Annotated in this window: 23 protein-coding genes and 1 pseudogene; 17 read left to right on the top strand and 7 right to left on the bottom strand. The window is 64.0% G+C overall.

Annotated features, from left to right (window positions below; translation table 11 throughout):
• The first annotated feature begins 90 nt into the window (after nucleotides 1-90).
• Nucleotides 91-3987: a phosphoribosylformylglycinamidine synthase gene (gene purL / locus ACZ0AI_RS10735; protein WP_463565732.1), complete on the top strand. Its 3897-nt coding sequence runs from the start codon at nucleotides 91-93 to the stop codon at nucleotides 3985-3987.
• 353 nt (nucleotides 3988-4340) lie between these two features.
• Nucleotides 4341-4658: an NGG1p interacting factor NIF3 gene (locus ACZ0AI_RS10730; protein WP_463565731.1), complete on the top strand. Its 318-nt coding sequence runs from the start codon at nucleotides 4341-4343 to the stop codon at nucleotides 4656-4658.
• A gap of 81 nt (nucleotides 4659-4739) precedes the next feature.
• Here the strand turns inward: ACZ0AI_RS10730 and tatC are convergent, their stop codons facing one another.
• The 3 genes from tatC to tatA are packed head-to-tail and all read right to left on the bottom strand — an operon-like array spanning nucleotide 4740 to nucleotide 6009.
• Nucleotides 4740-5489 (bottom strand): twin-arginine translocase subunit TatC, encoded by a 750-nt coding sequence (gene tatC / locus ACZ0AI_RS10725; protein ID WP_463565730.1) that lies wholly within the window; start codon nucleotides 5487-5489, stop codon nucleotides 4740-4742.
• The gene (gene tatB / locus ACZ0AI_RS10720) at nucleotides 5486-5776 is read right to left on the bottom strand and encodes a Sec-independent protein translocase protein TatB (RefSeq protein WP_463565729.1); all 291 of its coding nucleotides are present in this window, start codon (nucleotides 5774-5776) and stop codon (nucleotides 5486-5488) included. Before tatB ends, tatC begins: the two co-directional genes overlap by 4 nt.
• A complete protein-coding gene (gene tatA / locus ACZ0AI_RS10715) occupies nucleotides 5776-6009 on the bottom strand; it encodes a twin-arginine translocase TatA/TatE family subunit (protein ID WP_463565728.1) in 234 nt (77 codons plus the stop codon). Before tatA ends, tatB begins: the two co-directional genes overlap by 1 nt.
• Nucleotides 6010-6158: 149 nt before the next feature.
• Here tatA and gspK point away from each other — a divergent pair, with 149 nt between their 5' ends.
• Nucleotides 6159-7130, top strand: a complete 972-nt coding sequence (gspK, locus tag ACZ0AI_RS10710; protein WP_463565727.1) for a type II secretion system minor pseudopilin GspK — start codon at nucleotides 6159-6161, stop codon at nucleotides 7128-7130.
• Nucleotides 7131-7592: 462 nt separating this feature from the next.
• On the opposite strand, the gene ACZ0AI_RS10705 is transcribed toward gspK, so the two are convergent.
• Nucleotides 7593-9635 (bottom strand): PhoX family protein, encoded by a 2043-nt coding sequence (locus ACZ0AI_RS10705; protein ID WP_463565726.1) that lies wholly within the window; start codon nucleotides 9633-9635, stop codon nucleotides 7593-7595.
• 242 nt (nucleotides 9636-9877) lie between these two features.
• On the opposite strand from ACZ0AI_RS10705, the gene ACZ0AI_RS10700 reads away from it, so the two are divergent.
• The 12 genes and pseudogenes from ACZ0AI_RS10700 (at nucleotide 9878) to ACZ0AI_RS10645 (ending at nucleotide 20662) form a co-directional block, all read left to right on the top strand.
• Complete coding sequence (locus tag ACZ0AI_RS10700; RefSeq protein WP_463565725.1) at nucleotides 9878-11515, top strand: bifunctional UDP-sugar hydrolase/5'-nucleotidase; 1638 nt, start codon at nucleotides 9878-9880, stop codon at nucleotides 11513-11515.
• Nucleotides 11491-11937 (top strand): pilus assembly protein PilZ, encoded by a 447-nt coding sequence (locus tag ACZ0AI_RS10695; RefSeq protein ID WP_225839299.1) that lies wholly within the window; start codon nucleotides 11491-11493, stop codon nucleotides 11935-11937. Before ACZ0AI_RS10700 ends, ACZ0AI_RS10695 begins: the two co-directional genes overlap by 25 nt.
• 21 nt (nucleotides 11938-11958) lie before the next feature.
• Nucleotides 11959-13893 carry a type II secretion system secretin GspD gene (gene gspD, locus ACZ0AI_RS10690; protein WP_463566095.1) on the top strand — a complete coding sequence of 645 codons (1935 nt, stop codon included), beginning with the start codon at nucleotides 11959-11961 and terminating at the stop codon, nucleotides 13891-13893.
• Between the two features lie 5 nt (nucleotides 13894-13898).
• A complete protein-coding gene (locus ACZ0AI_RS10685; protein ID WP_463566094.1) occupies nucleotides 13899-15347 on the top strand; it encodes a GspE/PulE family protein in 1449 nt (482 codons plus the stop codon).
• Between the two features lie 2 nt (nucleotides 15348-15349).
• Nucleotides 15350-16552 carry a type II secretion system inner membrane protein GspF gene (gspF, locus tag ACZ0AI_RS10680; protein WP_463565724.1) on the top strand — a complete coding sequence of 401 codons (1203 nt, stop codon included), beginning with the start codon at nucleotides 15350-15352 and terminating at the stop codon, nucleotides 16550-16552.
• Nucleotides 16553-16566: 14 nt separating this feature from the next.
• A pseudogene (gspG, locus tag ACZ0AI_RS10675) lies at nucleotides 16567-17000 on the top strand (type II secretion system major pseudopilin GspG).
• A 91-nt stretch (nucleotides 17001-17091) separates the two neighbouring features.
• Entirely contained in the window at nucleotides 17092-17571 is a 480-nt protein-coding gene (gene gspH / locus ACZ0AI_RS10670; RefSeq protein ID WP_463566093.1) for a type II secretion system minor pseudopilin GspH, read from the top strand.
• Nucleotides 17568-17933: a type II secretion system protein gene (locus ACZ0AI_RS10665; protein ID WP_463565723.1), complete on the top strand. Its 366-nt coding sequence runs from the start codon at nucleotides 17568-17570 to the stop codon at nucleotides 17931-17933. The genes gspH and ACZ0AI_RS10665 overlap by 4 nt, the downstream gene beginning before the upstream one ends.
• Nucleotides 17930-18520 carry a prepilin-type N-terminal cleavage/methylation domain-containing protein gene (locus ACZ0AI_RS10660; protein WP_225839319.1) on the top strand — a complete coding sequence of 197 codons (591 nt, stop codon included), beginning with the start codon at nucleotides 17930-17932 and terminating at the stop codon, nucleotides 18518-18520. Before ACZ0AI_RS10665 ends, ACZ0AI_RS10660 begins: the two co-directional genes overlap by 4 nt.
• Nucleotides 18517-19623, top strand: a complete 1107-nt coding sequence (locus ACZ0AI_RS10655; RefSeq protein WP_463565722.1) for a type II secretion system protein GspL — start codon at nucleotides 18517-18519, stop codon at nucleotides 19621-19623. Before ACZ0AI_RS10660 ends, ACZ0AI_RS10655 begins: the two co-directional genes overlap by 4 nt.
• Nucleotides 19620-20006, top strand: a complete 387-nt coding sequence (gspM, locus tag ACZ0AI_RS10650; RefSeq protein WP_463565721.1) for a type II secretion system protein GspM — start codon at nucleotides 19620-19622, stop codon at nucleotides 20004-20006. Before ACZ0AI_RS10655 ends, gspM begins: the two co-directional genes overlap by 4 nt.
• Complete coding sequence (locus ACZ0AI_RS10645) at nucleotides 20003-20662, top strand: hypothetical protein (protein ID WP_463565720.1); 660 nt, start codon at nucleotides 20003-20005, stop codon at nucleotides 20660-20662. Before gspM ends, ACZ0AI_RS10645 begins: the two co-directional genes overlap by 4 nt.
• 152 nt (nucleotides 20663-20814) lie before the next feature.
• Here ACZ0AI_RS10645 and ACZ0AI_RS10640 read toward each other — a convergent pair whose 3' ends face one another.
• The 3 genes from ACZ0AI_RS10640 to ACZ0AI_RS10630 form a co-directional block, all read right to left on the bottom strand.
• The gene (locus ACZ0AI_RS10640) at nucleotides 20815-21318 is read right to left on the bottom strand and encodes a L,D-transpeptidase family protein (protein ID WP_463565719.1); all 504 of its coding nucleotides are present in this window, start codon (nucleotides 21316-21318) and stop codon (nucleotides 20815-20817) included.
• A gap of 281 nt (nucleotides 21319-21599) precedes the next feature.
• On the bottom strand, nucleotides 21600-22322 hold the full coding sequence (locus tag ACZ0AI_RS10635) for a pirin family protein (RefSeq protein WP_463565718.1): 723 nt from the start codon (nucleotides 22320-22322) through the stop codon (nucleotides 21600-21602).
• 129 nt (nucleotides 22323-22451) lie between these two features.
• Nucleotides 22452-23339 carry a LysR family transcriptional regulator gene (locus ACZ0AI_RS10630; protein ID WP_463565717.1) on the bottom strand — a complete coding sequence of 296 codons (888 nt, stop codon included), beginning with the start codon at nucleotides 23337-23339 and terminating at the stop codon, nucleotides 22452-22454.
• Between the two features lie 97 nt (nucleotides 23340-23436).
• Between ACZ0AI_RS10630 and ACZ0AI_RS10625 the strand changes: the two genes are divergently transcribed.
• Both ACZ0AI_RS10625 and ACZ0AI_RS10620 read left to right on the top strand, forming a co-directional pair.
• Nucleotides 23437-24585: a pyridoxal phosphate-dependent aminotransferase gene (locus tag ACZ0AI_RS10625; RefSeq protein WP_463565716.1), complete on the top strand. Its 1149-nt coding sequence runs from the start codon at nucleotides 23437-23439 to the stop codon at nucleotides 24583-24585.
• A gap of 170 nt (nucleotides 24586-24755) precedes the next feature.
• Nucleotides 24756-25538 (top strand): amidohydrolase, encoded by a 783-nt coding sequence (locus ACZ0AI_RS10620; protein WP_463565715.1) that lies wholly within the window; start codon nucleotides 24756-24758, stop codon nucleotides 25536-25538.
• Nucleotides 25539-25703 lie beyond the last annotated feature (165 nt).

The following is a 25703-nucleotide window of genomic DNA, read 5'->3' as shown; positions in this document are numbered from 1 at the left end:
CCGCACGGCGCGAGCGGGCGTGCCGCGAACGACGCTTTAGGCTAGAATATGCGGCCTCAAAGTACACCCCCTTCCCAGAGGCTGTCCCCGATGTTGATCCTGCGCGGCGCTCCCGCCCTTTCTGCTTTTCGTCACGGTAAATTGCTCGAGCAACTGACCGGCAAGGTTCCCGCTGTGACCGGCCTTTACGCCGAGTTCGCACACTTTGCCGATGTCGACGGTGCGTTGAGTGCCGATGAAGAGCAAGTGCTGGCCCGTTTGCTGAAGTACGGCCCGAGTGTGCCGGTGCAGGAGCCAAGCGGTCGTCTACTGCTGACCATCCCGCGTTTTGGCACCATTTCGCCCTGGTCGAGCAAGGCCAGTGACATCGCCCTCAACTGCGGTCTCGGCAAGATTCGCCGCCTGGAGCGGGGTATCGCCTATTACGTCTCGGGCGAGCTGAGCGACGCCGATGTGCAGCAGGCGGCCGCCATCCTGCATGACCGCATGACCCAACTGGTGCTGAGCAACCTGGAAGACGCCGCCAAGCTGTTCAGCCATGCCGAGCCCAAGCCGCTGAGCGCCGTGGATATCCTCGGTGGCGGTCGTGCCGCGCTGGAAAAGGCCAACACCGAGTTGGGCCTGGCCCTGGCCGAAGACGAAATCGATTATTTGGTCGAGGCCTTCCAGGGCCTGAAGCGCAACCCGCACGACATCGAACTGATGATGTTCGCCCAGGCCAACTCCGAGCATTGCCGCCACAAGATCTTCAATGCCAGCTGGGACATCGACGGCCAAGCCCAAGAAAAATCCCTGTTCGGCATGATCAAGAACACCTACCAGATGAACAGCGAAAACGTGCTGTCCGCTTATAAGGACAACGCGTCGGTCATCGTCGGCCACACCGCCGGGCGTTTCTTCCCGAATCCTGAAACCCGCCAGTACGGTGCGGTGCAGGAGCCGGTGCATATCCTGATGAAAGTGGAAACCCACAACCACCCGACGGCCATCTCGCCGTTCTCGGGTGCTTCCACCGGTTCTGGCGGCGAGATTCGCGACGAGGGCGCTACCGGTCGCGGCGCCAAGCCGAAAGCCGGCCTGACCGGTTTCACCGTCTCCAACCTGAACATCCCCGGCTTCGAACAGCCTTGGGAACAGGCCTACGGCAAGCCTGAGCGCATCGTCACGCCGCTGGACATCATGATCGAAGGCCCACTGGGCGGCGCTGCGTTCAACAACGAATTCGGTCGTCCGGCGCTGACCGGCTACTTCCGTACCTTCGAACAGTCGATCAGCACCCCCCATGGCGATGAAGTGCGCGGCTATCACAAGCCGATCATGCTCGCCGGTGGCATGGGCAACATTCGTGAAGATCACGTGCAGAAGGCCGAAATCACCGTTGGTGCCAAGTTGATCGTGCTCGGCGGCCCGGCCATGCTGATCGGTCTGGGCGGCGGCGCCGCTTCGTCGGTCGCCACCGGTGCCAGCTCGGCCGATCTGGATTTCGCCTCGGTACAGCGCGAGAACCCGGAAATGGAACGCCGTTGCCAGGAGGTCATCGACCGCTGCTGGCAGCTGGGCGACCAGAACCCCATCGCTTTCATCCATGACGTTGGCGCGGGTGGCATCTCCAACGCCTTCCCGGAACTGGTCAACGATGGTGGCCGCGGTGGTCGCTTCGAACTGCGCAACGTGCCCAACGACGAGCCGGGCATGGCCCCGCACGAGATCTGGAGCAACGAGTCCCAGGAACGTTACGTACTGGCCGTCAGCGCTGTCGATTTCGACCGCTTCCAGGCCATCTGCGAGCGCGAGCGCTGCCCGTTCGCGGTAGTCGGTGAAGCCACCGAAGAGCCGCAACTGACCGTAACCGACAGCCATTTCGGCAACACCCCGGTGGACATGCCACTGGAAGTGCTGCTCGGCAAGCCGCCGCGTATGCACCGCTCGGTAACCCGTGAAGCCGAGCTGGGCGATGACTTCGACCCGAGCACCCTGGACATCACCGAAGCCGCCGAGCGCGTATTGCGCCACCCGGCCGTGGCCAGCAAGAGCTTCCTGATCACCATCGGCGACCGCACCATCACCGGCCTGGTTGCCCGTGATCAGATGGTTGGCCCTTGGCAGGTTCCGGTGGCCGACGTCGCCGTCACCGCCACCAGCTTCGACGTCTACACCGGTGAAGCCATGGCGATGGGCGAGCGCACGCCGCTGGCACTGCTGGATGCCCCGGCGTCCGGTCGCATGGCCATCGGTGAAACCCTGACCAACATCGCTGCTTCGCGTATCGAGAAACTGTCCGACATCAAACTGTCCGCCAACTGGATGTCTGCTGCGGGTCACCCGGGTGAAGACGCGCGTCTGTACGACACGGTGAAAGCCGTCGGCATGGAGCTGTGCCCCGAGCTGGGTCTGACCATTCCGGTGGGCAAGGACTCGATGTCGATGAAGACCAAGTGGAGCGAAGAGGGCGCAGAGAAGAGCGTCACCTCGCCGCTGTCGCTGATCGTCACCGGTTTCGCGCCGGTCGCCGATGTGCGCAAGACCCTGACGCCCGAGCTGCGCATGGACAAGGGCGAGACCGATCTGATCCTGATCGACCTCGGCCGTGGCCAGAACCGCATGGGCGCTTCGATCCTCGCCCAGGTGTACAGCCAGCTGGGCCGTCAGGCGCCGGACGTCGACGACGCCGAAGACCTCAAGGCGTTCTTCGCGGTGATCCAGGGCCTCAACGCCGACGGTCACCTGCTGGCCTACCATGACCGCTCCGATGGCGGCCTGCTGGTCAGCGCGCTGGAAATGGCCTTCGCCGGTCATTGCGGCCTGAACCTACAGCTCGACGGCCTGGCCGAGAGCCGCGAGGAGCTGGCGGCCATCCTCTTCAACGAAGAGCTCGGTGCGCTGATCCAGGTTCGTCAGGACGCCACCCCGGATGTGCTGGCGCAGTTCAGTGCTGCCGGCCTCGCCGACTGTGTCGCGGTGATCGGTCAGCCGGTCAACAACGGCGATGTTGCCATCAGTTTCAACGACCAGCCGGTGTTCACTGGTCAGCGTCGCCTGCTGCAGCGTCAGTGGGCTGAAACCAGCCACCGCATTCAGCGTCTGCGTGACAACGTCGACTGCGCGGATCAAGAGTTCGATGCGCTGCTGGAAGAAGACAACCCTGGCCTGAGCGTCAAGCTTGGCTTCGACGTCAACGACAACATCGCCGCGCCTTACATCAAGAAGGGGGTGCGTCCGCAGGTTGCCGTGCTGCGTGAGCAGGGCGTCAACGGTCAGGTGGAAATGGCCGCGGCCTTCGACCGCGCCGGTTTCGCTGCGCTGGACGTGCACATGAGCGACATCCTCGCCGGTCGTGTCGACCTGAACGACTTCAAGGGCCTGGTCGCCTGTGGTGGCTTCTCTTATGGCGACGTGCTCGGCGCTGGTGAAGGCTGGGCCAAGTCGGCATTGTTCAACGCCCGTGCCCGCGATGCCTTCCAGGGCTTCTTCGAGCGCAAGGACAGCTTCACCCTTGGCGTGTGCAACGGCTGCCAGATGCTCTCCAACCTGCACGAGCTGATTCCGGGCAGCGAGTTCTGGCCGCACTTCGTGCGCAACCGTTCCGAGCAGTTCGAAGCCCGCGTCGCCATGGTTCAGGTGCAGGAGTCGGCATCGATCTTCCTGCGCGGCATGGCAGGTTCGCGCATGCCAATCGCTATCGCCCACGGTGAAGGTCATGCCGAGTTCGAGAGCGAAGAGGCACTGCTGGAAGCCGACCTGTCCGGCACCGTCGCAATGCGTTTTGTCGACAACCACGGCAAGGTCACCGAAAACTACCCGGCCAACCCCAACGGCTCGCCGCGCGGGATCACCGGCCTCACCAGCCGTGACGGTCGCGTGACCATCATGATGCCGCACCCGGAGCGCGTGTTCCGCGCCGTGCAGAACTCCTGGCGCCCGGATGACTGGCAGGAAGACGGCGGCTGGCTGCGCATGTTCCGCAATGCGCGGGTGTGGGTCGACTGATCCACAGTCGGTGACAAGAAAAACGCCAGGCATTGCCTGGCGTTTTTCGTTTCAGCGCTACGTATAAGTCTATATCCGCAGGGTAAGGGAGGTATCTGACCCTCCTCGGGAAACCACAGGGTCTTCGTCGCGCCTTAACCCACCATCGCTGCGACCCACAATGCCTTCAGGCGAAGTGTGCGACGCATCGCCCAATCCCATTACAACGTCTTTCTAGCCGGGAACGGTGCCTCCTGAAGCGAGTCTGAATATGTCAGCAGTGTCGGCTGTGTCACGCATCGGATGTGTCAATGTGCCATTATTCTGTGACATGATTAGCTTATTGTTTTCAGCGACTTGCAGCGGAGTAGTTGATGTACAAATTTTGTTTCTACGTTCCGGAAAGTCATCTGGAAAGCGTGAAGTCGGCCGTATTTGTAGCGGGCGGCGGGCGTATCGGCGAGTACGAGCAATGCTGTTGGCAAACGCTTGGCCGCGGCCAGTTTCGCCCGCTTGAGGGCAGCACGCCGTTCATTGGTCAGAGCGGAGAGCTGGCAACGCTCGCGGAGTGGAAAGTCGAACTGGTGGTCGCCGATGAGCTGATCCACAACGCGGTCAAGGCAATGAAGAAAAACCATCCTTACGAAATGCCCGCTTTCGAAGTGTGGCGTTTGTCCGATCTGCAGTTCTGACTCAGCCTGCTGCCCGCCAGCAGGCTATCGATAGATCGACTTCCGCAATCTTTGCCGCGCTCGAGGCGCCCATTTCGAGCCTTAATCGGTGACTGCCAATTCCTGCTCGCTTTCCTGCTCGGGCCGACGCTGGATGCTGCCGCAGGCGAGCAGGCCGACCTCGAACAGCAGCCACATCGGCACTGCCAACATGGTTTGCGAGAACACGTCGGGTGGGGTCAGCAACATGCCCACCACGAAGCAGCCGACGATCACGTAAGGCCGGCTACGGCGCAGCGTGTCGACATCCGTCAGCCCGGCCCAGACGATGATGAAGGTGGCCACCGGAATTTCGAAGGCCAATCCGAATGCCAGGAACAGCGCCAGGATGAAGTCCAGGTACAGGGCGATATCGGTCATCATTTCCACGCCGTCCGGCGTGACGCTGGCGAAGAAGCCAAACATCATCGGGAACACCGCGAAGAACGCGAAGGCCATGCCTGCATAGAACAGCAGAATGCTCGAGACCAGCAGAGGTACCGCGATGCGCCGCTCGCGGCGATACAGCCCCGGCGCCACGAACCCCCAGGCCTGATGCAGCAGCACGGGCATGGAGATGAATACGGCGACCATCATGGTCAGCTTGAATGGCGCCAGGAAGGGCGACGTCACGCTGGTGGCGATCATGCTCGCGCCTTCTGGCAGGTAGCGGCGCAGCGGTTCGGAGATCAGCGTGTAGAGCGTCTGCGCGAACGGAAACAGCCCCAGGAACGCCAGCACAATAACCAGCAGGCAGCGTACCAGTCGCTTGCGCAGTTCTCCCAGGTGGGCGGTCACTGGCATGTTGCTCATATTGTGCCCTCGGGTTTGGCAGCCGTCGGCTGCTGCTCTGCTTGGAGGTTGATATTGCGACGCAGCTCCTGCTCCAGTTGCCGCAACGGCGCAGCGTCCAGTTCCTTGCTTACGGCCTGGGCATCCAGTTCACGTTCGACCTGATCGCGCAGCATGCCCATCGCCCGCTTTGCCTGGCCAAGGCCGCGACCCAGCGTACGGGCTGCGACCGGCAGGCGTTCCGGGCCTAGCACCAGTAGCGCCACAACACTCACCAGCAGTAGTTCGGTGAAGCCTACTTCGAACATCAGGCCTGACGATCCGCTTGGGTGTGGGACTGTTGAGCGGCTCCCGGCAACGGCGCCTGTTGTTGCACCTGCGCGGGCGTCTCGTCTGTTTCACTGTTACTGGCCATGGATTTGCGGAAGCCCTGGATGGTTTCTCCAAGATCGCCACCCAGCGTCTTCAGACGTTTGCTGCCGAACAGCAAGAATACGATCAACAGCACGATGACCAGTTGCCAGATACCGATGCCGCCCATTGCGAATCTCCAACACTATGAAATTGAAGGACTAATTTGCCTGCGCTTTATGACGCTACGGTGACGTGGTGATGACGAAAAGGGGCGTTTGCCACGTCTCTGCAACATTCAGCCTGTTGACTGTCGACTCTTGGTTCGAGGGGTGAGCGATGGGGGGCAGACGGCAGCGCGGCGCAGCGTTATTGATGGTACTGGTGGCCTTGGCCATGCTCGCCGGTGGGCTGGCGTGGATGGTGCAACAGGGGCGGCAGCAGGTCGATGCGGTGCGCTTGCAGCAGCAGCGAATTCAAGCACGGGCAATGGAAGTCGCCGGTCTGGCCTTCGCCGAGCAAGCCCTCAGGGATCCGGCTTGGCGGCAGAGCCCGCTTTTCTGGCAAGCCCTGCGTGGGCAGCCGCTGCGTTACGATTTTGCTGGCGGTGCGGCGACCTTGCGCATCCGCGATCTGCACAGTTGCTTCAACGTCAATGCGCTGGCCGGCCAGGAGGCTGAGCGTGCCGAGCGTCAGCTGCAGTACCTGCTCGGTGACGACCTGGCCGCCGAACAACTGGTGCATGCCCTGGCCGACTGGATCGACAGCGACGGCCAGAGCCGCCTGCACGGCGCCGAAAGCGACCAGTACCTGCGCCAGACGCCGCCTCGGCTCGCCGCCAATCAGCCCATGGTGGACATGAGCGAACTGAATCTGCTGCTCACGCCGCAACCTGGGCGACAGCAGCGTTATCCCCAGCTCTGTGCGCTGCCGCAGACGTCGGGCTGGCGGTTGAATGCCAATGCCTTGAGCCTTGAACATTTGCCTCTGCTCGATGCCCTCTACGAAGGTGAGTTCGCGCGCTCGCTGCTGACTCGCATCATCACCGGCCGACCAGCCAATGGTTACCGTGACGTGGCCGCCTTGCGCGAAGCAGTGGGCGCCGTGGACGACCCGACCTTCGAGCGCTTGAGCGAAGGGTTACTGCTCAACAGCGGTGATTTCATGCTGCAGCTCGAATTCGAGCAGGATGGCCGGCTGATCAGCAGCCAGTTCCAGGTGCAGGCTCAGGGCGTGGTGCGCTGGCACGCACAGGTGCCGGTGCAGCGAGTGCAAGTGATCAGCCGCGAACCCTTGCCGTTCGCTTTGTAGCGCAAGTCGCCTACTTGCGTAGGAGCCCGCTTGCGGGCGATGCGACCAATCGCAGGCTACGAAGCGGTTGTTCAGATGAATTGACAGGGCGTTCGCGGATCGCCGGCAAGCCGGCTCCTACAATATCGAGGCGCCTGCAAGAGGAGCGTCCGGCACCACATTTGTGGGAGCGTCGACCTCGGCGCGAATGCGCTGGTAGCCATTCTGAACGTCCGCGTTGTTGCCACCATTCGCCGCAGGGTCGCGGCTCCTACGATGCATGGTGATCTAATCCGTAGGAGTCCGCTTGCGGGCGATGCGAGCAGATGGGCATGCCGTTGCCACCAATCGCAGGCTGCGCACCGGGTGTTTTGGTAGCCGGTGTCGAGCGTGGCGATACACGGAAAGAAGGGCCTGGACGTCGAGGAGCTCGATCCAGGCAAAGAGAGATGGCACGGGATGACCCCGTGCCGCGTGGGTAGGTCAGACGCCGATTTCGCCGCCGTCGTTGCGCTGGATCACCACCGTGGAAGCACGTGGGCGGACGCTGGTGCTGGCTGGTGTTTCGTCCGTGGCGACGTCGGTGGATGGCCAGTTACCCGGATGCTGGATATTGACGAAGATCGTCTTGTTGTCCGGCGTGAAGGCGATGCCGGTCACTTCGCTGCCGTTGGGGCCGACGAAGAAACGGCGCAGATCCGCCTGGTTTTGCGCGTTGACCGGTACCTGCTCGCCGTTGGCGTCGACCAGGTTGGTGGGGATTACCGCCAGCATCTGGTCGTTGGTGTAGCTGGTCACGCTCGATTCGCCGTTATCGGTCTGGATCCAGAGAATCCCGCGGCTGTCGAAGCTCATGCCGTCCGGGCTGGCGAACTGGTTGAGTTCGGTCAGGCCGGAGCGGTTGATATCGGGCGTGCCCGAGGCGTTGGCGCCGAATACGAAGATGTCCCAGGCGAAGCTGAGCTGATCGTCGCTGTCATGCCAGCGGATCACATGGCCGTGACGGTTCGGGCCGCGTGGGTTGGCAGCGTCAACTGCCGCCGCAGTGCGTGCGCTGTTGTTGGTCAGGGTCAGGTAGACGTCGCCATTGAGCGGGTTGACGGCGGTCCACTCCGGTCGATCCATCGGCGTCGCGCCCACGGCATCGGCTGCGCCTCGGGTGTTGAGGATAATGCCCGGCAGGTCAGTGAACTTGGTGCCCAGGGTGCTGCCATCGTTGGTCGGCGTGGCGGCTACCAGCGGGATCCATAGACCGCTGCCGTCGGCGTCGAAACGTGCGACGTAGAGAGTGCCGCTGTCCATGTACTTGGCGCCGGTGGCCAGGCGATCGCTCGGGTTGGCGTCGGCAGCATCCCACATCGCGTCGGAGACGAACTTGTACAGGTACTCGTTGTTGGAATCGTCGCCGGTGTAGAACACCACTGGCTTGCCGACTACCGGCAGTGCCGGCCAGCAGCCTTCGTGGCGGATGCGGCCCAGGGCGGTACGCTTCACGGCGCGGGTGCTGGAGTCGTACGGGTCGATCTCGACGATGTAGCCATAGGTGCTGGCTTCGTTGCGGTAGTCGTCGGTCGCCGATGCGCCGCTCGGGGTGATGTTGAAGCGGGTGAATTCGTCGTCCTGTTCCGACGCATCCCCGGCAGCGGTTTCCCAGCTATAGCGGCCTGTGCCGGTGCTGACACCGATACGCGCCTGATCGGCAGGGCGGTTGCCGGTGTTGATGAAGATCGACGGCCAGTTCTCTTCGCAGGTCAGGTAGGTGCCCCACGGGGTGTAACCGTTGCCACAGTTGTTGTTGGTGCCGCGGGTCTCGGTGCCGGCGGTGGAGAACTTGGTCTTGACGTGATCGGTGCCGCGCATCGGGCCGGAGATGTCCATGACGGTGGCGGTGGTGAAGCGGCGGTTCAGCGGATCGTTATCGACCACCTGCCAGCGGCCGCTGACCTTGCTGATGCGGATGACGCCAGCGCCGTGTGCGTTGATCTCCTTGCGTACTTCCTCGGCCGGGCGCTGACCGTTGACGAAGGTCTGGCCGTTCGGGTGCAAGGCGTCTTCGTCGATGTACTCGTAGTTGATCGCCAGCAGGCCATCATCGGAGCTGCCGTTGATGGGGAAGAAGTGCATGCCGTCGTGGTGCATGCCTGCCGAGTTTTCCTGCTCGATGGAGGTGTTGCTGCCATCGGCTTGCCAGGTGCCACCGGCGCTGTTGAACGGCGTTCCCCAGGGGGCCAGCACATAGGCGCTGTAACCGGCAGCTACCACACAGGCATCGGTGCGCGAGCCGGCAATGGACTGGAAGCCGAGGGCCAGTTTCGGCTCCGCTGGTGGCTCGGTGGAGGGGCTGTCGTTGCTGGAACCGCCGCTGTCAAAACAGCCGGTGAGGCCGGTGCCCGCGATCATGGCGATCGCGGCGCCCAGGCCACCGCGCATCACGCTGCGGCGGCTCAGGTACGAATCCAGAACCGATGCCATCGGCAGGTTGCCACTGGGGTTACGGTCCAGGTTATCGCCGGTATCTCGACTCATCAGGTCATGTCCTTTTTCTGTTGAAGCGGCTTGAGGAAACCGGGACTTTAGAGACCGAATGTGATGATTTTCTGGCAGTTCTGTTAACGGCTATTGAAAGCTTTGTGACGCTACCTTTCTGATTTATCTGATTTTTTCCATTGGCGGTCAGGCGGGGGCTGTCGAATAACCGCCATTAAACTGTCACATAAGCTGCCCAGTATCCCGCCCCGACAATGCATAAAGGTGAGGCGGGTGGGGCGATGACGAACATCGGCAGACGTGAAGTGATGAGCTGGATGGGCATCGGTGCAATGACGCCTTTGCTTGGCGCCTGCTCGGGCTTCGCGACCCCGCGTCAGGACGGACAATCCGAACTGGAATTGCTGTATTTCGCCGATACGCTGGATGCCCGCCAGCCTGGCCAACCGGTAGTGCCTGCGACTCGGCTGGGACCGGTTTCGCACCTTGGGCGAGCGCCCTGGCTCAGTGGCAGCAATGCCCACCAGTCGCGCAGCGAACTCAATCCACTGCTCGATGCACGTCTGGCCGAAGGTGTCAGCACGGGCGGCTATGCAGTGTTGGGTGCCTTGCTGGAAGAGCTGCGCCAGCGCCACGGTGCCGAGCGCTGCCTGACTCTGGAAAACGGTCAGGGCTGGAACGGCAGTGGCCTGGCTTATCTGACGCAGGGAAGCAGTGGCGCACAGGGCAGCCAACTGCTTGGCAGCGAGGTGCGGGTCAGCAGCGATGAGCGCGTGCTGTGGCCGCAACGCTGCGCTGGTCTTTATCGGCATTTCGCTCGGCCCGTCGTCGGCGCCGGCCTGGCAGACGCCCAGTCACAAACGTTGGGCATCGAACCCTTCACCATCATCCGGCGCGCCGGGGTGCGGATCGCGGTCGTCGGGGTGACCGACCCTTATGCCGCCGATCAGAACGCCTCCCTGAAACAGTGGTACCAATCGCTGCTGCCGGCCTTCAAGAAAGCACGTGCCCAGGCCGATCTGATCATCGCCCTGGCCGATGTGGGTACCGGGCCCGGCCTCTGGCTGGCCGAGCGGCTGAGCGATGCCGATCTGCTGTTGTGTGCCCGCGGGCAGGATTTCTGGCCGGCGCCGATCGAGGTGCTGCAGACCAGCGGCAGGCTGGTGCCGGTAGTGCTCGGTGGCTGTCGGGCCAGCGGTGCCTTTCATATTGGGTGCCAGCGGCAGGCCGGGCAATGGCAGTTCGTTGCGCGTTTTCACCCCGCGTTCGAGCAGTTGCTTTCACCGGCGGGCCAGGCGCACGCCGCACGCTTGCGTACCCAGCTGCAAGGCCAGCGAGCGCCTCACGCCGCCTGGCTCGATCAGCCTCTGGCGAAGGCGCCACAAGCGCTGTGGCGCCGCGATACCCGCGGTGGCAGCTGGGATCGCCTTTTGCATCAGGCGCTGTCCGATGACGGCCAGATGCAGGTGCTGTTGCCCGGTCTGCGTTATGACAGCCCGGTTGCCGCCGGCCAGGCGATCACCCGTGAACACCTGATCAGCCTGACTGGTGGCTATCCGGCTCCCGTCGTGGAAGCGCCGCTCAAGGCTCTCGAAGGCGTGCTGGAGAGTGCAGCGGATCAGCTGTTCGGCAACCCCTTGTTGCTCGACAACAGTCGTGATCTGCCGCGTTGGCAGGGGCAAACCTGGCAGGTCAATTACAGCCCGACCGGCAAGCGTGTTTCCGGCCTAGCTCCGCTCCACGGCCTGTGCCGCAGTATTTCCATGGCCTACGACGCCAACGCCGGTGAACCGCTGTGGCAGCGCGTCGAGGCGTGGTTGGTCACGCAATCGAGCGGTTGGCAGTTACCTGCTCTGCATCTGCCCAGCGTGCGTTATGTGCAAGGGCATCCCGGATGGCATCCCAGAGGCGTCAGTTGATCAGCGCACAGCGATTGTGGGGCGGCCTGTGGCTGACCCTCGGTGCCTGGCTGGCGGCGCAGTGCGTGCTGCAACTCAGCCGTGAACCGCAGCCGGCCCGTGCCGTTGCTGTCGATACGGCCGCGCTGCCGGGGCTGCTGGTGGGCCACTGGCAAGTGACCGCCGACAGCGGTGCATTGCCGTTGACGCGCCTGCCGGTTCAGTACCTCGGCAGCCTGCGTGCCGTGCCGCTGAGCGCCTCGGTGGTGGTGCTGCGCTATGGCCAGCAAGTGCGCAGCTTCAGCCGTGGGCAACGCCTGGGGCCCGGCGTCGTGCTGCAGGACATCGACGAGACGGGGCTGATTTTCGATAACCAGGGGCGGCGCGAGCGCTTGCCCTGGCCGCCACGGCCTGCCGTGACCGGCTTCAAGCGGCAAGGATAAGAGATGATCGTTCGCTATTGCCTGGCCGCTCTGCTGGCCTTGGGCGCTACCCAGATTCTGGCCGATGACGTGCTGGATCTGCCGGTCGCCGAGTCGCCGCTATACGAAGTGAACTTCGTCGACACCGAGCTCAGCGAGTTCATCGACAGCGTGTCGCAGATCACCGGGACGACCTTCATCGTCGACCCGCGGGTCAAGGGCAAGGTCACCGTGCGCACGGTCGAGCGCCATGACAGCGAAGCGATCTACGACATCTTTCTCGCCCAGTTGCGTGCCCAGGGATTTGCCGCGGTCAACCTGCCTAACGGCAGCGTGAAGATTCTCCCCGATCAGGCCGCACGTCTGGAACCGGTGCCCGTGGACCCCAGTGGCGGGCAGCAGGCCGGCGGCGACGGTATCGCCACCCGGGTGTTCAGCGTGCGCAATGCGGCCAGCGAACAGTTGCTCGGCATCCTCAAGCCGCTGATCGACCCACGGGTGGGCGTCATCACGCCGTATCCTGCCGCCAACCTGCTGGTGGTCACCGACTGGCGCAGCAATCTGGAACGAATCGATCGCCTGCTGGCCGAGCTCGATCAGGTCAGTGACGAGCCGTTGCAGGTGATGCCCTTGCAGCATGCCAGCGCTGCCGATACCAGCGTGCTGATCACTCGCCTGCTGGCCAGCGAGAAGGGCGGCGACAGCGCCCAGGTGATCGCCGACCCGCGCAGCAACGCCTTGCTGGTGCGCGGCAGTGCCGACAGCCGCGAACGGGTGCGCGCCTTGCTGGCGCAGCTGAACCGGCCGGGTGGCGAGCTGCGCAGCTCCAATACCCAGGTGATCTACCTGCGCCATGCCAACGCCAGTGAGGTGGTCAAGGTGCTGCGCGGCCTCAGTCAGGAGGCGCCACAGGCACCCGGCGAGGGGGCGGAGGGCGCCCAGGCTGCGCGCTTGCCGATCAGTGATTCGGGCGTGCGCCTGGAGTACGAGGAGGGTACCAACGCGGTGGTGATGGTCGGCCCGGACAGCGAGCTGGCGGCCTACCGCTCCATCGTCGAGCAACTGGACATCCGCCGCGCCCAGGTGGTGGTCGAGGCGATCATCGCCGAGGTCTCCGATTCCCGTGCCGAGGAGCTGGGCGTGCAATGGCTGTTCGCCGACGAGAAACTTGGCGCCGGGGTGGTCAACTTCAGTGCGGGCGGCGCGAACATCGCGGGTATCGCCGGTGCCGCGGCCAGTGGTGACAACGCCGCTCTCGGTGAGCTGCTTTCGGGTGTCAACGGCGCGACCGCCGGCATCGGCCATTTCGGTGGAGGGTTCAATTTCGCGGTGCTGCTCAACGCGCTGAAGAGCAAGAGCGGCTTCAACCTGCTGTCCACGCCGACCCTGCTGACCCTGGACAACGCCGAGGCGTCGATTCTGGTTGGCCAGGAAGTGCCCTTCGTCACCGGCTCGGTGACCCAGAACAACAGCAACCCGTACCAGACCATCGAGCGCCGCGAAGTCGGTGTGAAGCTGCGCATCAAGCCGCAGATCAATATCGACAACAGCGTGCGCCTGGATATCGTCCAGGAAGTTTCGTCGATCGCCGACTTCGCCTCGGCCAGCGACGTGATCACCAACAAGCGCGAGATCAAGACCAAGGTGATGGTCGAGGACAACGGCCTGATCATTCTCGGCGGGCTGATCAGCGATGAAGTTAGCAGCAGGGATCAGAAGGTGCCGTTGCTAGGTGACATTCCCGGGCTCGGCCGGCTGTTTCGCTCCACGGGCAAGAGCGGCGTGAAGCAGAATCTGATGGTGTTCATTCGTCCGCGCATTCTGCGTGACGGGCCGAGCATCGCCAGTTTCAGTGCCGACAAATACCAGAACCTGCAACGCGAAACGGCGCTCAAACTACCCGCACTGGACGGCGACGCCAGGCTGCAGCAGCTCTTTCCGGCCAGCCGCGCGCGCCTCGACGAGGGCTTCTGGTAATGAGCCTGTTGCCCTATCGCCTGGCTCGTCAGACCGGCGTGGCTTGGGTGCCGGCTGATGACGGCTGGAGCCTGTGGCTGTGCGATGACGCCGATAGCGATCAACTGCAGGAGTTGCTGCGTGTCGAAGGCGCGCCCGGATCGGTGTGTCGCTTGCCGCGGGCCGAGTTCGAGCAACGTCTCGGCCTGCTGTATCAGGCCGGCGAGGGGGCGAACGCGGCGCTGATCGAGGGCATCGGCGAGCAGGTCGATCTCGACAGCCTGATGAATGACATGCCGCGCATCGAGGATCTGCTCGAGAGCGATGACGAGGCGCCGGTGATCCGCCTGATCAACGGCCTGTTCGCCCAGGCGCTGCAGTTGCAGGCCTCGGATATCCATATCGAAACCTTCGAGCAGAGTCTGGTGGTGCGCCTGCGCATCGACGGCCATCTGCGCGAAGTCCTGCGCCCGCCACGGGCGTTGTCGGCCATGCTGGTGTCGCGGATCAAGGTTATGGCGCGGCTGGACATCGCCGAAAAACGCCAGCCCCAAGACGGTCGTATCACCCTGCGGGCTGCTGGTCGCGAAGTCGACGTACGGGTTTCCACGCTGCCGGGCATTCACGGCGAGCGGGTGGTGATGCGCGTGCTGGACAAGCAGGCCAGCCTGCTGGCGTTGCCCAATCTGGGCATGCCGCCTGCGGTGGAGCAGGGCCTGCGTGCCTGTCTGGGCCGCCCCAACGGCATCGTGCTGAGCACCGGGCCAACCGGCTCGGGCAAGACCACCACCCTGTACGCCAGCCTCAACAGCCTGAATGACGGCAGCCGCAATATCCTCACCGTCGAAGACCCGGTGGAATACGCCATCACCGGTATCGGCCAGACCGCCATCAACCCGCGTGCCGGGCTGACCTTCGCTACTGGCTTGCGAGCGATCCTGCGCCAGGATCCGGACGTGATCATGCTCGGCGAAATCCGTGATCGGGAGACCGCACAGATCGCCGTGCAGGCCAGTCTCACCGGGCATCTGGTGTTGTCGACCCTGCATACCAACAGCGCAGTGGGCGCCGTGACGCGGCTGCGCGACATGGGCATCGAGCCCTTCCTGATCGCCTCCTGCCTGCGTGGCGTGCTCGCCCAGCGCCTGGTTCGCCGCCTGTGCAGCTGTGCCGAGCGTCGACCCTTGCAGGACGCCGAACGGCAGTTGATGCCGGAGCTGGCCGACCTCGAACACAGCTTTCATCCAGTCGGTTGCGAGCAGTGCCAGGGTAGCGGCTATCAGGGCCGCCTGGGGCTCTACGAATTCATCGAACTGGATGCCGGGCTGATCGCGCTGCTGTACAGCGGCGCCAGCGAGGTGAGCATGCAGGCCTACCTCGAGGATCGACGGCAGAGCCTGTCGGCCATGGCCTGCGACTGCCTGGCACGCGGCGACACCAGCCTCGCCGAAGTGCTGCGCGCGGTGCAGGGCTGAGTATGCCGACCTATCGCTATCACGCCGTCGACCTGGCCGGCAAACCGCACAAGGCCAGTCTGCAGGCGGACAGCGAGCGCCACGCCCGGCAGCTATTACGCGAGAGTGGTCTGTTCGCCCGTGAGCTGCACCGTCACGACCCGCAAAGCCGGCAGCCACGTCGTCAGCGGGTCAGCCGCGCGCAGTTGTGCGAGCTGACCCGGCAACTGGCGACTCTCACCGGCGCAGGCATTCCGCTGGTCGATGCACTCGGCACTCTGGAACGGCAACTGGTCCAGCCAGCCCTGCGCAGCCTGCTGGTGGCGGTGCGCGGCTCCCTCGCCGAGGGCGTTGGCCTGGCCCGCAGCCTGGCGCGTCAGGGCGGGGTGTTCTCGACGCTGTATTGCGCGCTGGTCGAGGCGGGCGAGCGCTCCGGTCGCCTGGCCCAGGTACTTGAACGCCTGGCCGAGCACCTGGAACAGGTCCAGCGGCAACAGCACAAGGCCCGCACCGCGCTGATCTATCCGGCCGTGCTGATGGGCGTTTCCCTGGCCGTGGTGATCGGCCTGATGACCTTCGTGGTGCCCAAGCTCACCGAACAGTTCGCCCATGCCGGGCAGAGCCTGCCGTGGATCACCACGCTGCTGATCGGCATCAGTAATACGCTGGTGCTGCTTGGCCCGTGGTTGCTGGGCGCGGCACTGCTGGCAGCGTTGGTCGGCAGGCTGCTGCTGCGCAAGCCGCACTGGTGCCTGCGCCGCGATGATCTGCTACTGCGCCTGCCCCAGGTCGGCGTGCTGTTGCAGGTGCTGGAGAGCGCGCGGCTGTCGCGCAGCCTGGCGATCCTCGCCGGCAGTGGTGTGCCGCTGCTGGAAGCCCTGCAGGTGGCGACCGCCACGGTCAACAACCGGCGTATCCGTTTGGCGCTGGAACGGGTCGGCAGCGAGGTGAAGGGCGGCGTCAGCCTGCACCGCGCCCTGGAGGCCAGCGGCCATTTTCCTCCGTTGCTGCTGAACATGGTCGCCAGTGGCGAAGCCAGCGGCACCTTGCCGGACATGCTCGAACGCGTGGCGGACAACCAGGAGCGTGGCTTCGCCCGCCAGGTGGACACCGCCATGGCGCTATTCGAACCCTTGATGATTCTGGTGATGGGCGGCGTGGTGCTGTTCATCGTAATGGCCGTGCTGCTGCCAATCATGCAGCTCAATCAGGGCCTGACACTGTGATGAGGAGAGCCATCATGCGCAGCAATCGTTTCACTCAACGGGGCTTCACCCTGATGGAAATCATGGTGGTGATCTTCATCATGGGGCTGCTGATCGCCGTGGTCGCGCCCAGCGTTCTGGGCAGCCAGGACAAGGCCATGAAGCAGAAGGTGATGGCCGACCTGTCGACCTTCGAGCAGGCCCTGGACATGTACCGCCTCGACAACCTGCGCTTCCCCAGCAACGAGCAGGGGCTTGCGGCATTGGTGACCAAGCCCACCGTCGAACCGCTGCCGCGCTCCTGGCGCGCCGACGGTTACATCCGCCGCCTGCCGCAGGACCCTGGGGCAATGCTTACCAGTACCGCAGCCCGGGAGAGCACGGCCGGGTCGATATCTATTCGTTGGGTGCCGATGGTGTCGATGGCGGCGAAGGCATCGATGGCGACCTGGGCAACTGGAATCTTTGAGCTGCGGCTTATGACCCTTTGCCAGAACGCGATGGTAGTCAACCAACGTAGGGTGGACGACGCTTCACCCGTCCACCGTTCCACTGCCGCCATGCTGGATGAAAAGCGCGTCATCCACCCTACGCCTGCGCAGCGCGGGTTCAGCCTGCTGGAGCTGTTGGTCGTGCTGTTCATCGCCGGCCTGCTGACCAGCCTCAGCGTGGCCTGGCTCGACAGCGGCCAGGCGCCGGCGCAGCAGGCGCTGGAACGCCTTGCCGCCGCCAGCCGCACCCAGGCGGGAGTGGCGCTGCACGCCGGGCAGATTCATGGCCTGCGCTGGAATGGCCTGCGCCCGGAGTTCGTGCGCCAGGTGCGGGAGAACGATCTACTGCGTTGGCAGGTCGAGCCGGTAGCGCTGGGCGAGTGGCCGGCGGCGCTGAGACCTGACTGGCCGGCTGCTGGTGAGCCGCGTCTGGTCTTCACGCCAAACGGTGTCGGTCGTCCGCAGGCGCTGCGCTGGCAATGGCCGGAGGGCGGTGAACAGTGGCAGTGGGACAGCGCCGGTCGCTTGCAGCGGACGTCGCTGCCATGAAGCGCCAACGGGGTTTCACCCTGCTTGAAGTGACGGTCGCCCTGGGTATCGCCGCCACGCTGGCGGTCATGAGCAGCCAGGTCCTGCGCCAGCGCCTGGCCGTGCAGCAGAGCGTTCAGCAGCATCAACTGGGGGCGTTGTGTGCTCGTGAGCTGGAGGCACGTTTCGCGGTCGAGCAGCTATGGCCTGCGCAGAACAGCCTCACCGGGGTTCTCGTCCAGGGCCACGGGAACTGCCACTGGCAACTGCAAATGCAGGGCACCGGTGTACGGGATCTGCGGCGTGCCGAGTTGAGCCTGTTCGCTGATGGCGATCGCCGCGAGTCGCTGGGGCTGTATCAACTGTTTCTGGTGCGCCCGTGAGGACGTGGCAACGTGGCCTGACCCTGGTGGAGCTGCTGGTCGCCCTGGCGCTCACCGCCTTGCTCGGTGTGCTTCTGGCTGCCTTGGTCAATGGCTGGATCAACGTTCGCGAGCGCTTGTCACAGGGCTCGCCAGGCATGCCGGTACTGGATTTTTGTCTGGCGCTGGAGCGTCGTTTCGATACCACCGTGCTGCGTCAGCTGCATGAGCGGCGCTTGCCGCTCGCCTTGAACTGGCTGGACTGGAAGCCGGATGAACTGCAACTGCAATGGGTGGCGCTGGGCGCCTGGCCAAGCGCAGAAGGTGGCGCACGCCTGCAGCGTCAGCGCCTCGTTTACGACCGTCGCAGCCAGCATCTGCTGCTGCAGGCATCCAGTGATCTGTACGCCGCGGCCGCACCGGTCTGGACACTGCGCGAGCAGTTGGATCGGGTGGAGTCGGTGAGTTTTACCTTTCGCCAGGACAGCCGCTGGCTGGCCTGGCCATCTACGGACAGGTTGCGCCCGGACAGGGGCGTGCGCCTGACTTTTCAGCGTGATGGAGCACCCTATGTTTGTACGTTTGCCTTGCCTTGGGGCCGCTCATGAAGCGTGAACGCTGGCGCCGCCGCGCGGCACGTCCCTGGCTGTTACTGCGCCCAGGTACCCATGGCGAGGCCTGGCAGTGGGCGCAGATTGAGCTGGGGCACGTGCAGGCCTCTGGTTCTGGCGCGCCGCCCCCAATTGCTGGCGCGCGGGTGGCGCTGGTGCTGCCGGGTGAGCTGTGCAGCCATTTTCAGGTACCCGCGCCGCCGGGGCTGAAACGCCACGAGTGGCCGTTGTTGCTCGAGGATCGCCTGCTGCAGAACGCTCAGACGACGGCCTGCGGATGCCTGGGCCGTGAGCCCGGCTCCCTACAACTGGTCTGCGTCGACCAGGCGCTGCTGGATGGCTGGCTCGACCAGTGTGCTGCGTGGCAGCTCGACGTGCAGCGCTGCTGGGCGGAGTTCCAACTGCTGCCGGCGCCGTATCCAGGCACTGGATGGTGCTGGCAACGGGACGCGCGGTTGAGCCTGTTCGTGGGTAGCAGCGCCGAGGCACGTCAGCACTGGCTGGCCTGGCCCATCGAGCTTCAGGCAGCAGCACCCAGTGGCATTTGGGGAGAACTCGAGATGCAGGCGCTCGAGGGGACTTGGCCTGAGCGTTTCGCCGCGCTGGATGGCCTGCCGACTCTGTTCGAGCGCCGCCGCGCCAAACGCCAGGTTCGCCAGATGGGCCCTGGTCTATGGCGCCTGCCTGCCGCCTGTCTGGCCCTGGCCGTGCTCTGGGTTGGCCTGTGGTCCAGCCAGCAGTGGCGGCAGCAGGGCATCTATCAAACGCAGGTGGAAGAAGTGGTCGGGCCAGTCGCTTCTGCCCGTGACGCGGCGCAACGGTTGAAGCAGCAACGCCAGGGGGCAGATGAACGACAGCTTCGCTTGCGGCAACTGGAGCACCTGCAGACCGAACTCGATGGCTGGCTGCGCGCCAACGGTAGCTGGCAATTGAGCGCTGCTCACTTCGACGGTCAGCGTTGGACGCTGCGCCTGCAAGGGCATGAGGTCATCGACGAGTCACCCTGGCAGGCGATGGCCAGCGCCATAGGCGTAGCGGTGCAGGTGAGCGAGGCAAGCGACGAGCTTAATCTGACCTTCGACCTGGGAGCCGCATCATGAATCTGAATCTTGAGCGCCGCGGTATGCGGTTGCTGGCGGTCGTGATCGTCGCCGTGTTGCTGGCGCTGCTGGCCTGGCGTGAAGGCCGGCAGCACTGGCAGGCGTTCGGCCAGTGGCAGACGCTGGCTCAGTCGGCCCTGGCGCTGCGTGCCGAGAGGACGTTGACCGCCGATGACCTGCAGCAGGCCGCCAAGGCCCGTGAAATCAGCATCGAAACCCTGGACCCCGGCAGCGAAGAGTGGCTGGTGCGCGGCCAGTTGAAAGATGAGCGCGTGCTGCAGGACTGGCTCCTGCAGCTGGAACGAGAAGGCGCACGGCCGCTGCGTTGGGGCCTGCAGCGTGGCGAGTCGGCGTTGCACTTCGAATTGGCGTTGCAACGATGACGCGGCGTCGTTGGCTGTGGGCGTTGCTGGTCTTTGTCATGACGCTGCTGGTCGAGCTGCCCGCCCGCTGGCTGTTGGCGCCGCTGTCCGTGCCGCTGGCAGGCATCAGCGGCAGTATCTGGCAGGGGCAGGCCGAGCGCCTGGGCGATCTCGGCCCGTTGCGCTGGAATTGGCAACCCTGGCGGCTCAGCGCGCAGGCGAGTGCTGGATATCAGGGGCAGCGCTGGCAACTGCAGGTGTCCGGCTGGCCCTGGGCCTGGCATGCCTCGTTGCAACCCGCCAGCGATCTACATACGTTCGTAACCGGTTACCGCTTGGCAGGGCAGTGGCAGGGCAGCATCGAGTTGCAGGGCAGTGGAACACGCTGCCTGTCAGCCAACGGGAATTTACAGGGAGAGGGTCTAGCGCTGCTGGCGCCCTGGCAGCTGGACCTGGGACAAGCGCGTGTGACGCTCGATTGCCGCGCCGGCTGGAAGTTGGCTGGGCAGTTGAGCTTGGCTGGTCAGCATCAGGCCGACCTGGCGGCTGATCTGCTCGCCCGGCAGGCCAGGTTGACGGGGCGAGTCGAACCCGGCGCGGCACTGCAACCGGTGCTGGTCAGTGCGCAATGGCTGGCGCCGGGCGGCACCGAGGTGGCGCGCAGCATCCGCTGGTAAGCGCCTCGCCTAAGAGCCTTTTCAAAGTCTCGCGAGCTAGAGCCATGCAAGGCAAAAACAGGCGAGGACGCGGAGTTTACGCGTTGTAAATGAGCAGTCCGAGCCTGTTTTTACGCAGCAGGGCCGACGCGCAGCAGACTTTGGATAGGTTCTCAGGGGCGAATCTCGATCAGCGTGCCGTCCTTCACCATTGCCCAGACCTCGCGCATATCGGCGTTCTTCATGGCGATGCAACCTTCTGTCCAGTCCAGGGTGTGGAAGAACCACTCGGGGTATTCGTCGTCCACTGGCGTACCGTGGATCATGATCATGCTGCCCGGCTTTACTCCGGCGGCTTTCGCCTGGGTCTGATCGCGGGCGTTGGGGTAGGAAATGTGCAGGGACAGCTGGTAGTTCTCGCTCTTGCGGCGCCAGTCGATCCAGTAGAAACCTTCTGGTGTGCGCAAGTCGCCTTCGCGCTGCTTGGCGCCCACGGGCTGCTTGCCCAGGGAAATGCGATACGACTTGAGGGTTTCACCCTGGCTGATCAAGAGCAGCCGGCGCTGGGATTTTTCCACCAGGATCTTGTCGACGGTCGCGGCGGGAGAGGCAGGCGAGGTGGCAGCCTGGCCAGCGAAGGTCAGAGAGAGCAGGGTGAAGGCGAGCAACCAACGCATGGGATTTCGACTGAGCGGATGGCCGGCGAGCGGCGGAGGCTCATTCTAAGGCAGGCGTATAGGGGCGCCTAGGGGATAGCGACAAGAGCCGCGATTGGCATTGGTAGCCTGGCGTAGAGCGAAGCGAAACCCAGGAAGCGGTATCCGCTCTACTCAAGCCAGCAAGACCGAGCAGCGCTCCCCGCGCATCGCTCCGCTCAGCGACAGGCTACGAAAGCGGGCAGCGACACCCAGGGGACTCCCCCCGGGTATCGCTTCGTTCAACGCCGGGCTACTGCCTGTCAGGACAGCGACGGCAGTTCGTTGGGGCGCAGATCGAACACCAGCACTTCGGCCTGTTCGCCGTTGCTCAGGTGCAGATCACGCACATCGCGCAGCCGTACACCATCGCCGGCCTGCAACGGCTGGCCGTTCAGTTCGATGTTGCCGCGAGCCACGTGAACGTAGGCGTAGCGGTTCTCGTCGAGCTGCAACTGAGCCTGCTCGGCGCCGTCGAACAACCCGGCATACACCCGCGCATTCTGCCGCACGGTCAGCGAGCCATCGGCGCCGTCCGGCGAAATGATCAACTGCAGGCGACCGCGTTTCTGCGCTTCGCTGAAGTGCTCCTGCTGATAGCGTGGCTCGGCCTGACGCTCGCTCGGCACTATCCAGATTTGCAGGAAGTGCACCGAGTCGCTGGGCGAGTGGTTGAACTCGCTGTGCGAAACACCGGTGCCGGCGCTCATCAGTTGCACGTCTCCAGGGCGGATCACCGAGCCGGTGCCTAGGCTGTCCTTGTGCTCCAGGGCGCCTTGCAGCACGTAGGAGAAAATCTCCATGTTGCGGTGCGGGTGCTCGCCGAAGCCCTGGCCGGCAGCCACGGTGTCGTCGTTGATGACCAGCAGGTCGGAGAAGCCCCTTTCTTTCGGGTTGTTGTAACTGGCGAAAGAGAAGGTGTGAAAGGAGTTGAGCCAGCCATGGTTGGCGTGGCCACGATCGGTCGATTTACGGATAGCCAGCATGATGAATCCTCCTGTTGATGATCGCTGCCTGATTCGGCGGCATGGGAGAAGTCTACTGACTATCTGTGGATTGATTAACCGGCTGAAATTGGAATGATTGTCTTCTTTGGGTTGACTATTATCCAGGGCTCAATCGCCCATGTGTTGAACCTGTTCCTTGATGAAATCCGAGAACACCTGCACCGCCCGCGCAGATTGCCGGTGTTGCGGATACACCGCGTAGACCGCCGCCGCAGCTGGCCAGTGCTTGTCGAGTATGGGAACCAGTGCGCCACTTTCCAGCGCCTGACCGACAATGAAGGTGGGCAGGTAGGCGACGCCCATGCCGGCGATGGCTGCATCACGGATCAGTTCGCCATTGTTGGCGCGCAGCTGACCACGCATGGTCAGGTTGCGGGCCTTGCCCTGATCGCGCAGGCGCCATTCGACATGCCGGCTATGGCCGTAAAGCAAGCAGGCATGCCGCTGCAGATCATCGAGGTTTTCCGGCGTGCCGTGCTCGTGAAGATAGGCCGGGCTGGCGCAGAGAATGGTCTGCATGTCGGTCAGGCGCTTGGCGATCAGGCTGGAGTCTTCCAGCGTGCCGATGCGGATCGACATGTCGTAGCCGTCGGCGAGCAGGTCGACGGCACGATCATTGAGGTCGATTTCCAGATTGATGTGCGGGTGCTGCTGCATGAACAGCGGCAACAGGTGGCTCAGGTGCAGGGTCGCGAAGGTCATCGGCGCACTGACCCGCAGGGTGCCGCGCAGCGAAGCCCCCTGGGCCGACACCAGTTCCTGAGCGTCGCGCAGGTCGGCCAGGATGGTGGTGGCCTTGTCATGCAGCAGCAGGCCCAGTTCGGTGGCCTGCAGGCGCCGCGTGGTGCGGTTGAGCAGGCGCACGCCGAGCAGTGCCTCGAGCGCGGCGACACGCCGACTGACGTACTGTTTGGTGACGCCGAGGGCATCGGCGGCTGCGGTGAAACTGCCGGTGTCGAGGGTAGTGACGAACAGGCGCAGGTCTTCGACGTTCATGGGCTTCTCATCGGTTGGCCTGCGATTATTACCGGGTGCGTGGGCTTCACGCCATCGGCTATCCTCGGCGTCTGCCCTAATTGCCCAGGACGCTGCGATGTTCACCAGCAAATTGCCGTCGATCGGCACCACCATCTTCACCACCATGTCCCAGCTCGCCGCCCAGACCGGCGCCATCAACCTGTCCCAGGGCTTTCCCGATTACGATGGCCCCGAGGCACTGCGCGAGGCCGTCAACCGGCATATCGCTGCCGGGCACAATCAGTACGCGCCGATGACCGGCCTGCCGGCGCTGCGCGAGCAGATCTCCCTGAAGATCGCGCGCCTGTATGGCCGCCAGGTCGGTGTGGACAGTGAGGTGACCGTCACGCCCGGCGCGACCCAGGCGATCTTCTGCGCGATCCAGGCGCTGATTCACCCCGGCGACGAAGTGATCGTCTTCGACCCGAGCTACGACAGTTACGACCCGGGCGTCACCCTGGCTGGGGGCCGCTGCGTGCATGTCCCGTTGGCCAGCGGCGATTTCGCCATCGACTGGCAACGGCTGGAAGCGGCGCTGAGCCCGCGTACCCGGCTGATCATCCTCAATACACCGCACAACCCCAGCGGTGTGCTGATCAGCCGCGAAGAACTGGATCGCCTGGCCGCGTTGATCCGCGACCGTGACATCTATCTGATCAGCGACGAAGTCTACGAGCACCTGGTGTTCGATGGTCGCCAGCACGCCAGTGTGCTGAGCCATGACGAACTCTATGCCCGCGCCTTCGTGGTCAGCTCCTTCGGCAAGACCTATCACGTCACCGGCTGGAAGACCGGTTATGTGGTGGCGCCACCCGCGCTGAGCGCCGAGCTGCGCAAGGTTCATCAATACGTCAGTTTCTGCGGCGTGACCCCGCTGCAGTGGGCGCTGGCGGACTTCATGGCCGCCTGCCCCGAGCACGTGGACGAACTCCCCGGCTTCTACCAGGCCAAGCGCGATCTGTTCTGCGACCTGCTGGGGGACTCGCGCTTCACCTTCAGCCGCACGCCGGGCACCTATTTCCAACTGGCCGACTATTCGGTGATCCGCCCTGATCTGGACGACGTGGCCATGGCCCAATGGCTGACCCGTGAGCACGGCGTGGCGGCGATTCCCGTGTCGGTGTTCTGCCAGACGCCAGATCCGGCGCAGCGTCTTGTGCGCTTCTGTTTCGCCAAGCGTGAAGAGACCCTGCGCCAGGCGGCGGAAAAACTACGGCAGATATAATTGCGCCGCGGGGAAGCGAACTGTAGGAGCGCCGCCCCCGGCGCGATGGTGGTGGCCATCACGCAGAATCGCGGGCGTGACGATAATCGCTGCGGGGTCGCAGCTCCTACAACTGGACAACGCAGCTTTATTCACATCGCACGGAACCGCATCCAGCAAGAGAGGCATTGATGAGCGAAACAACCAATCTGCAACTGGCGCTGATCCAGAGCGACCTCGCCTGGCACGATCCCGAGGCCAATCGCGGGCATTTCGAAGCGCAACTGCAACAGGCTGCTGGCGCCGATCTGGTCGTACTGCCGGAGATGTTCAGCACCGGCTTTTCCATGCAGTCGGCCGAGCTGGCCGAACCGGAAGGCGGCCCCACCAGCCGCTGGCTCAGCGCGCAGGCACAGCGGGTCGGCGCAGTGATCACTGGCAGCCTGATCATCCAGGCCGCCGACGGCAGTTATCGCAACCGCCTGCTGTGGGCGCGACCCGATGGTTCGCTGGCGCATTACGACAAGCGCCACCTGTTTCGCATGGCCGGGGAGCACGAGCACTACGCGGCCGGTGACCGGCAGGAGGTATTCGAGGTCAAGGGCTGGCGAGTGCGGCCACTGATCTGCTACGACCTGCGCTTCCCGGTCTGGAGCCGTGATCCTCAGGGCACCGACCTGCTGCTCTACACCGCCAACTGGCCCGCGGCGCGGCGTCTGCACTGGAACCGGCTACTGCCGGCCCGGGCGATCGAGAACCTGTGCTACGTGGCAGCGGTGAACCGCATCGGTGTGGACGGCAAGAATCACCCCTACAGCGGCGACTCCCAGGTGCTGGACTTCCAGGGCGACAGCCTGCTCGATGCACACGACAAGGCCGGCGTGTTCCATCAGAGCCTCGATGGCGCTGCATTGACTGCCTATCGCGAGCGTTTTCCAGCTCATCAGGATGCTGATCCGTTCGAGTTGCGGTGATTCGCAACGGCTAGCTGGTGCGAGTTGTTACTGATCTGTATGGAGATTGGGAAACCCGAGATGGTTTGATGTTGGTTACCACCGTGGCTTAGCTACTAAAGTATTGCTTGTATTCACGCGAAAATAAGAAAGGGACAAGAAAGGGGCGGATTTATTTTTGACTAA

The sequence above is a fragment of the Pseudomonas sp. AC355 genome, assembly GCF_979258205.1.
This window is presented reverse-complemented; position numbering and strand designations above follow the sequence as displayed.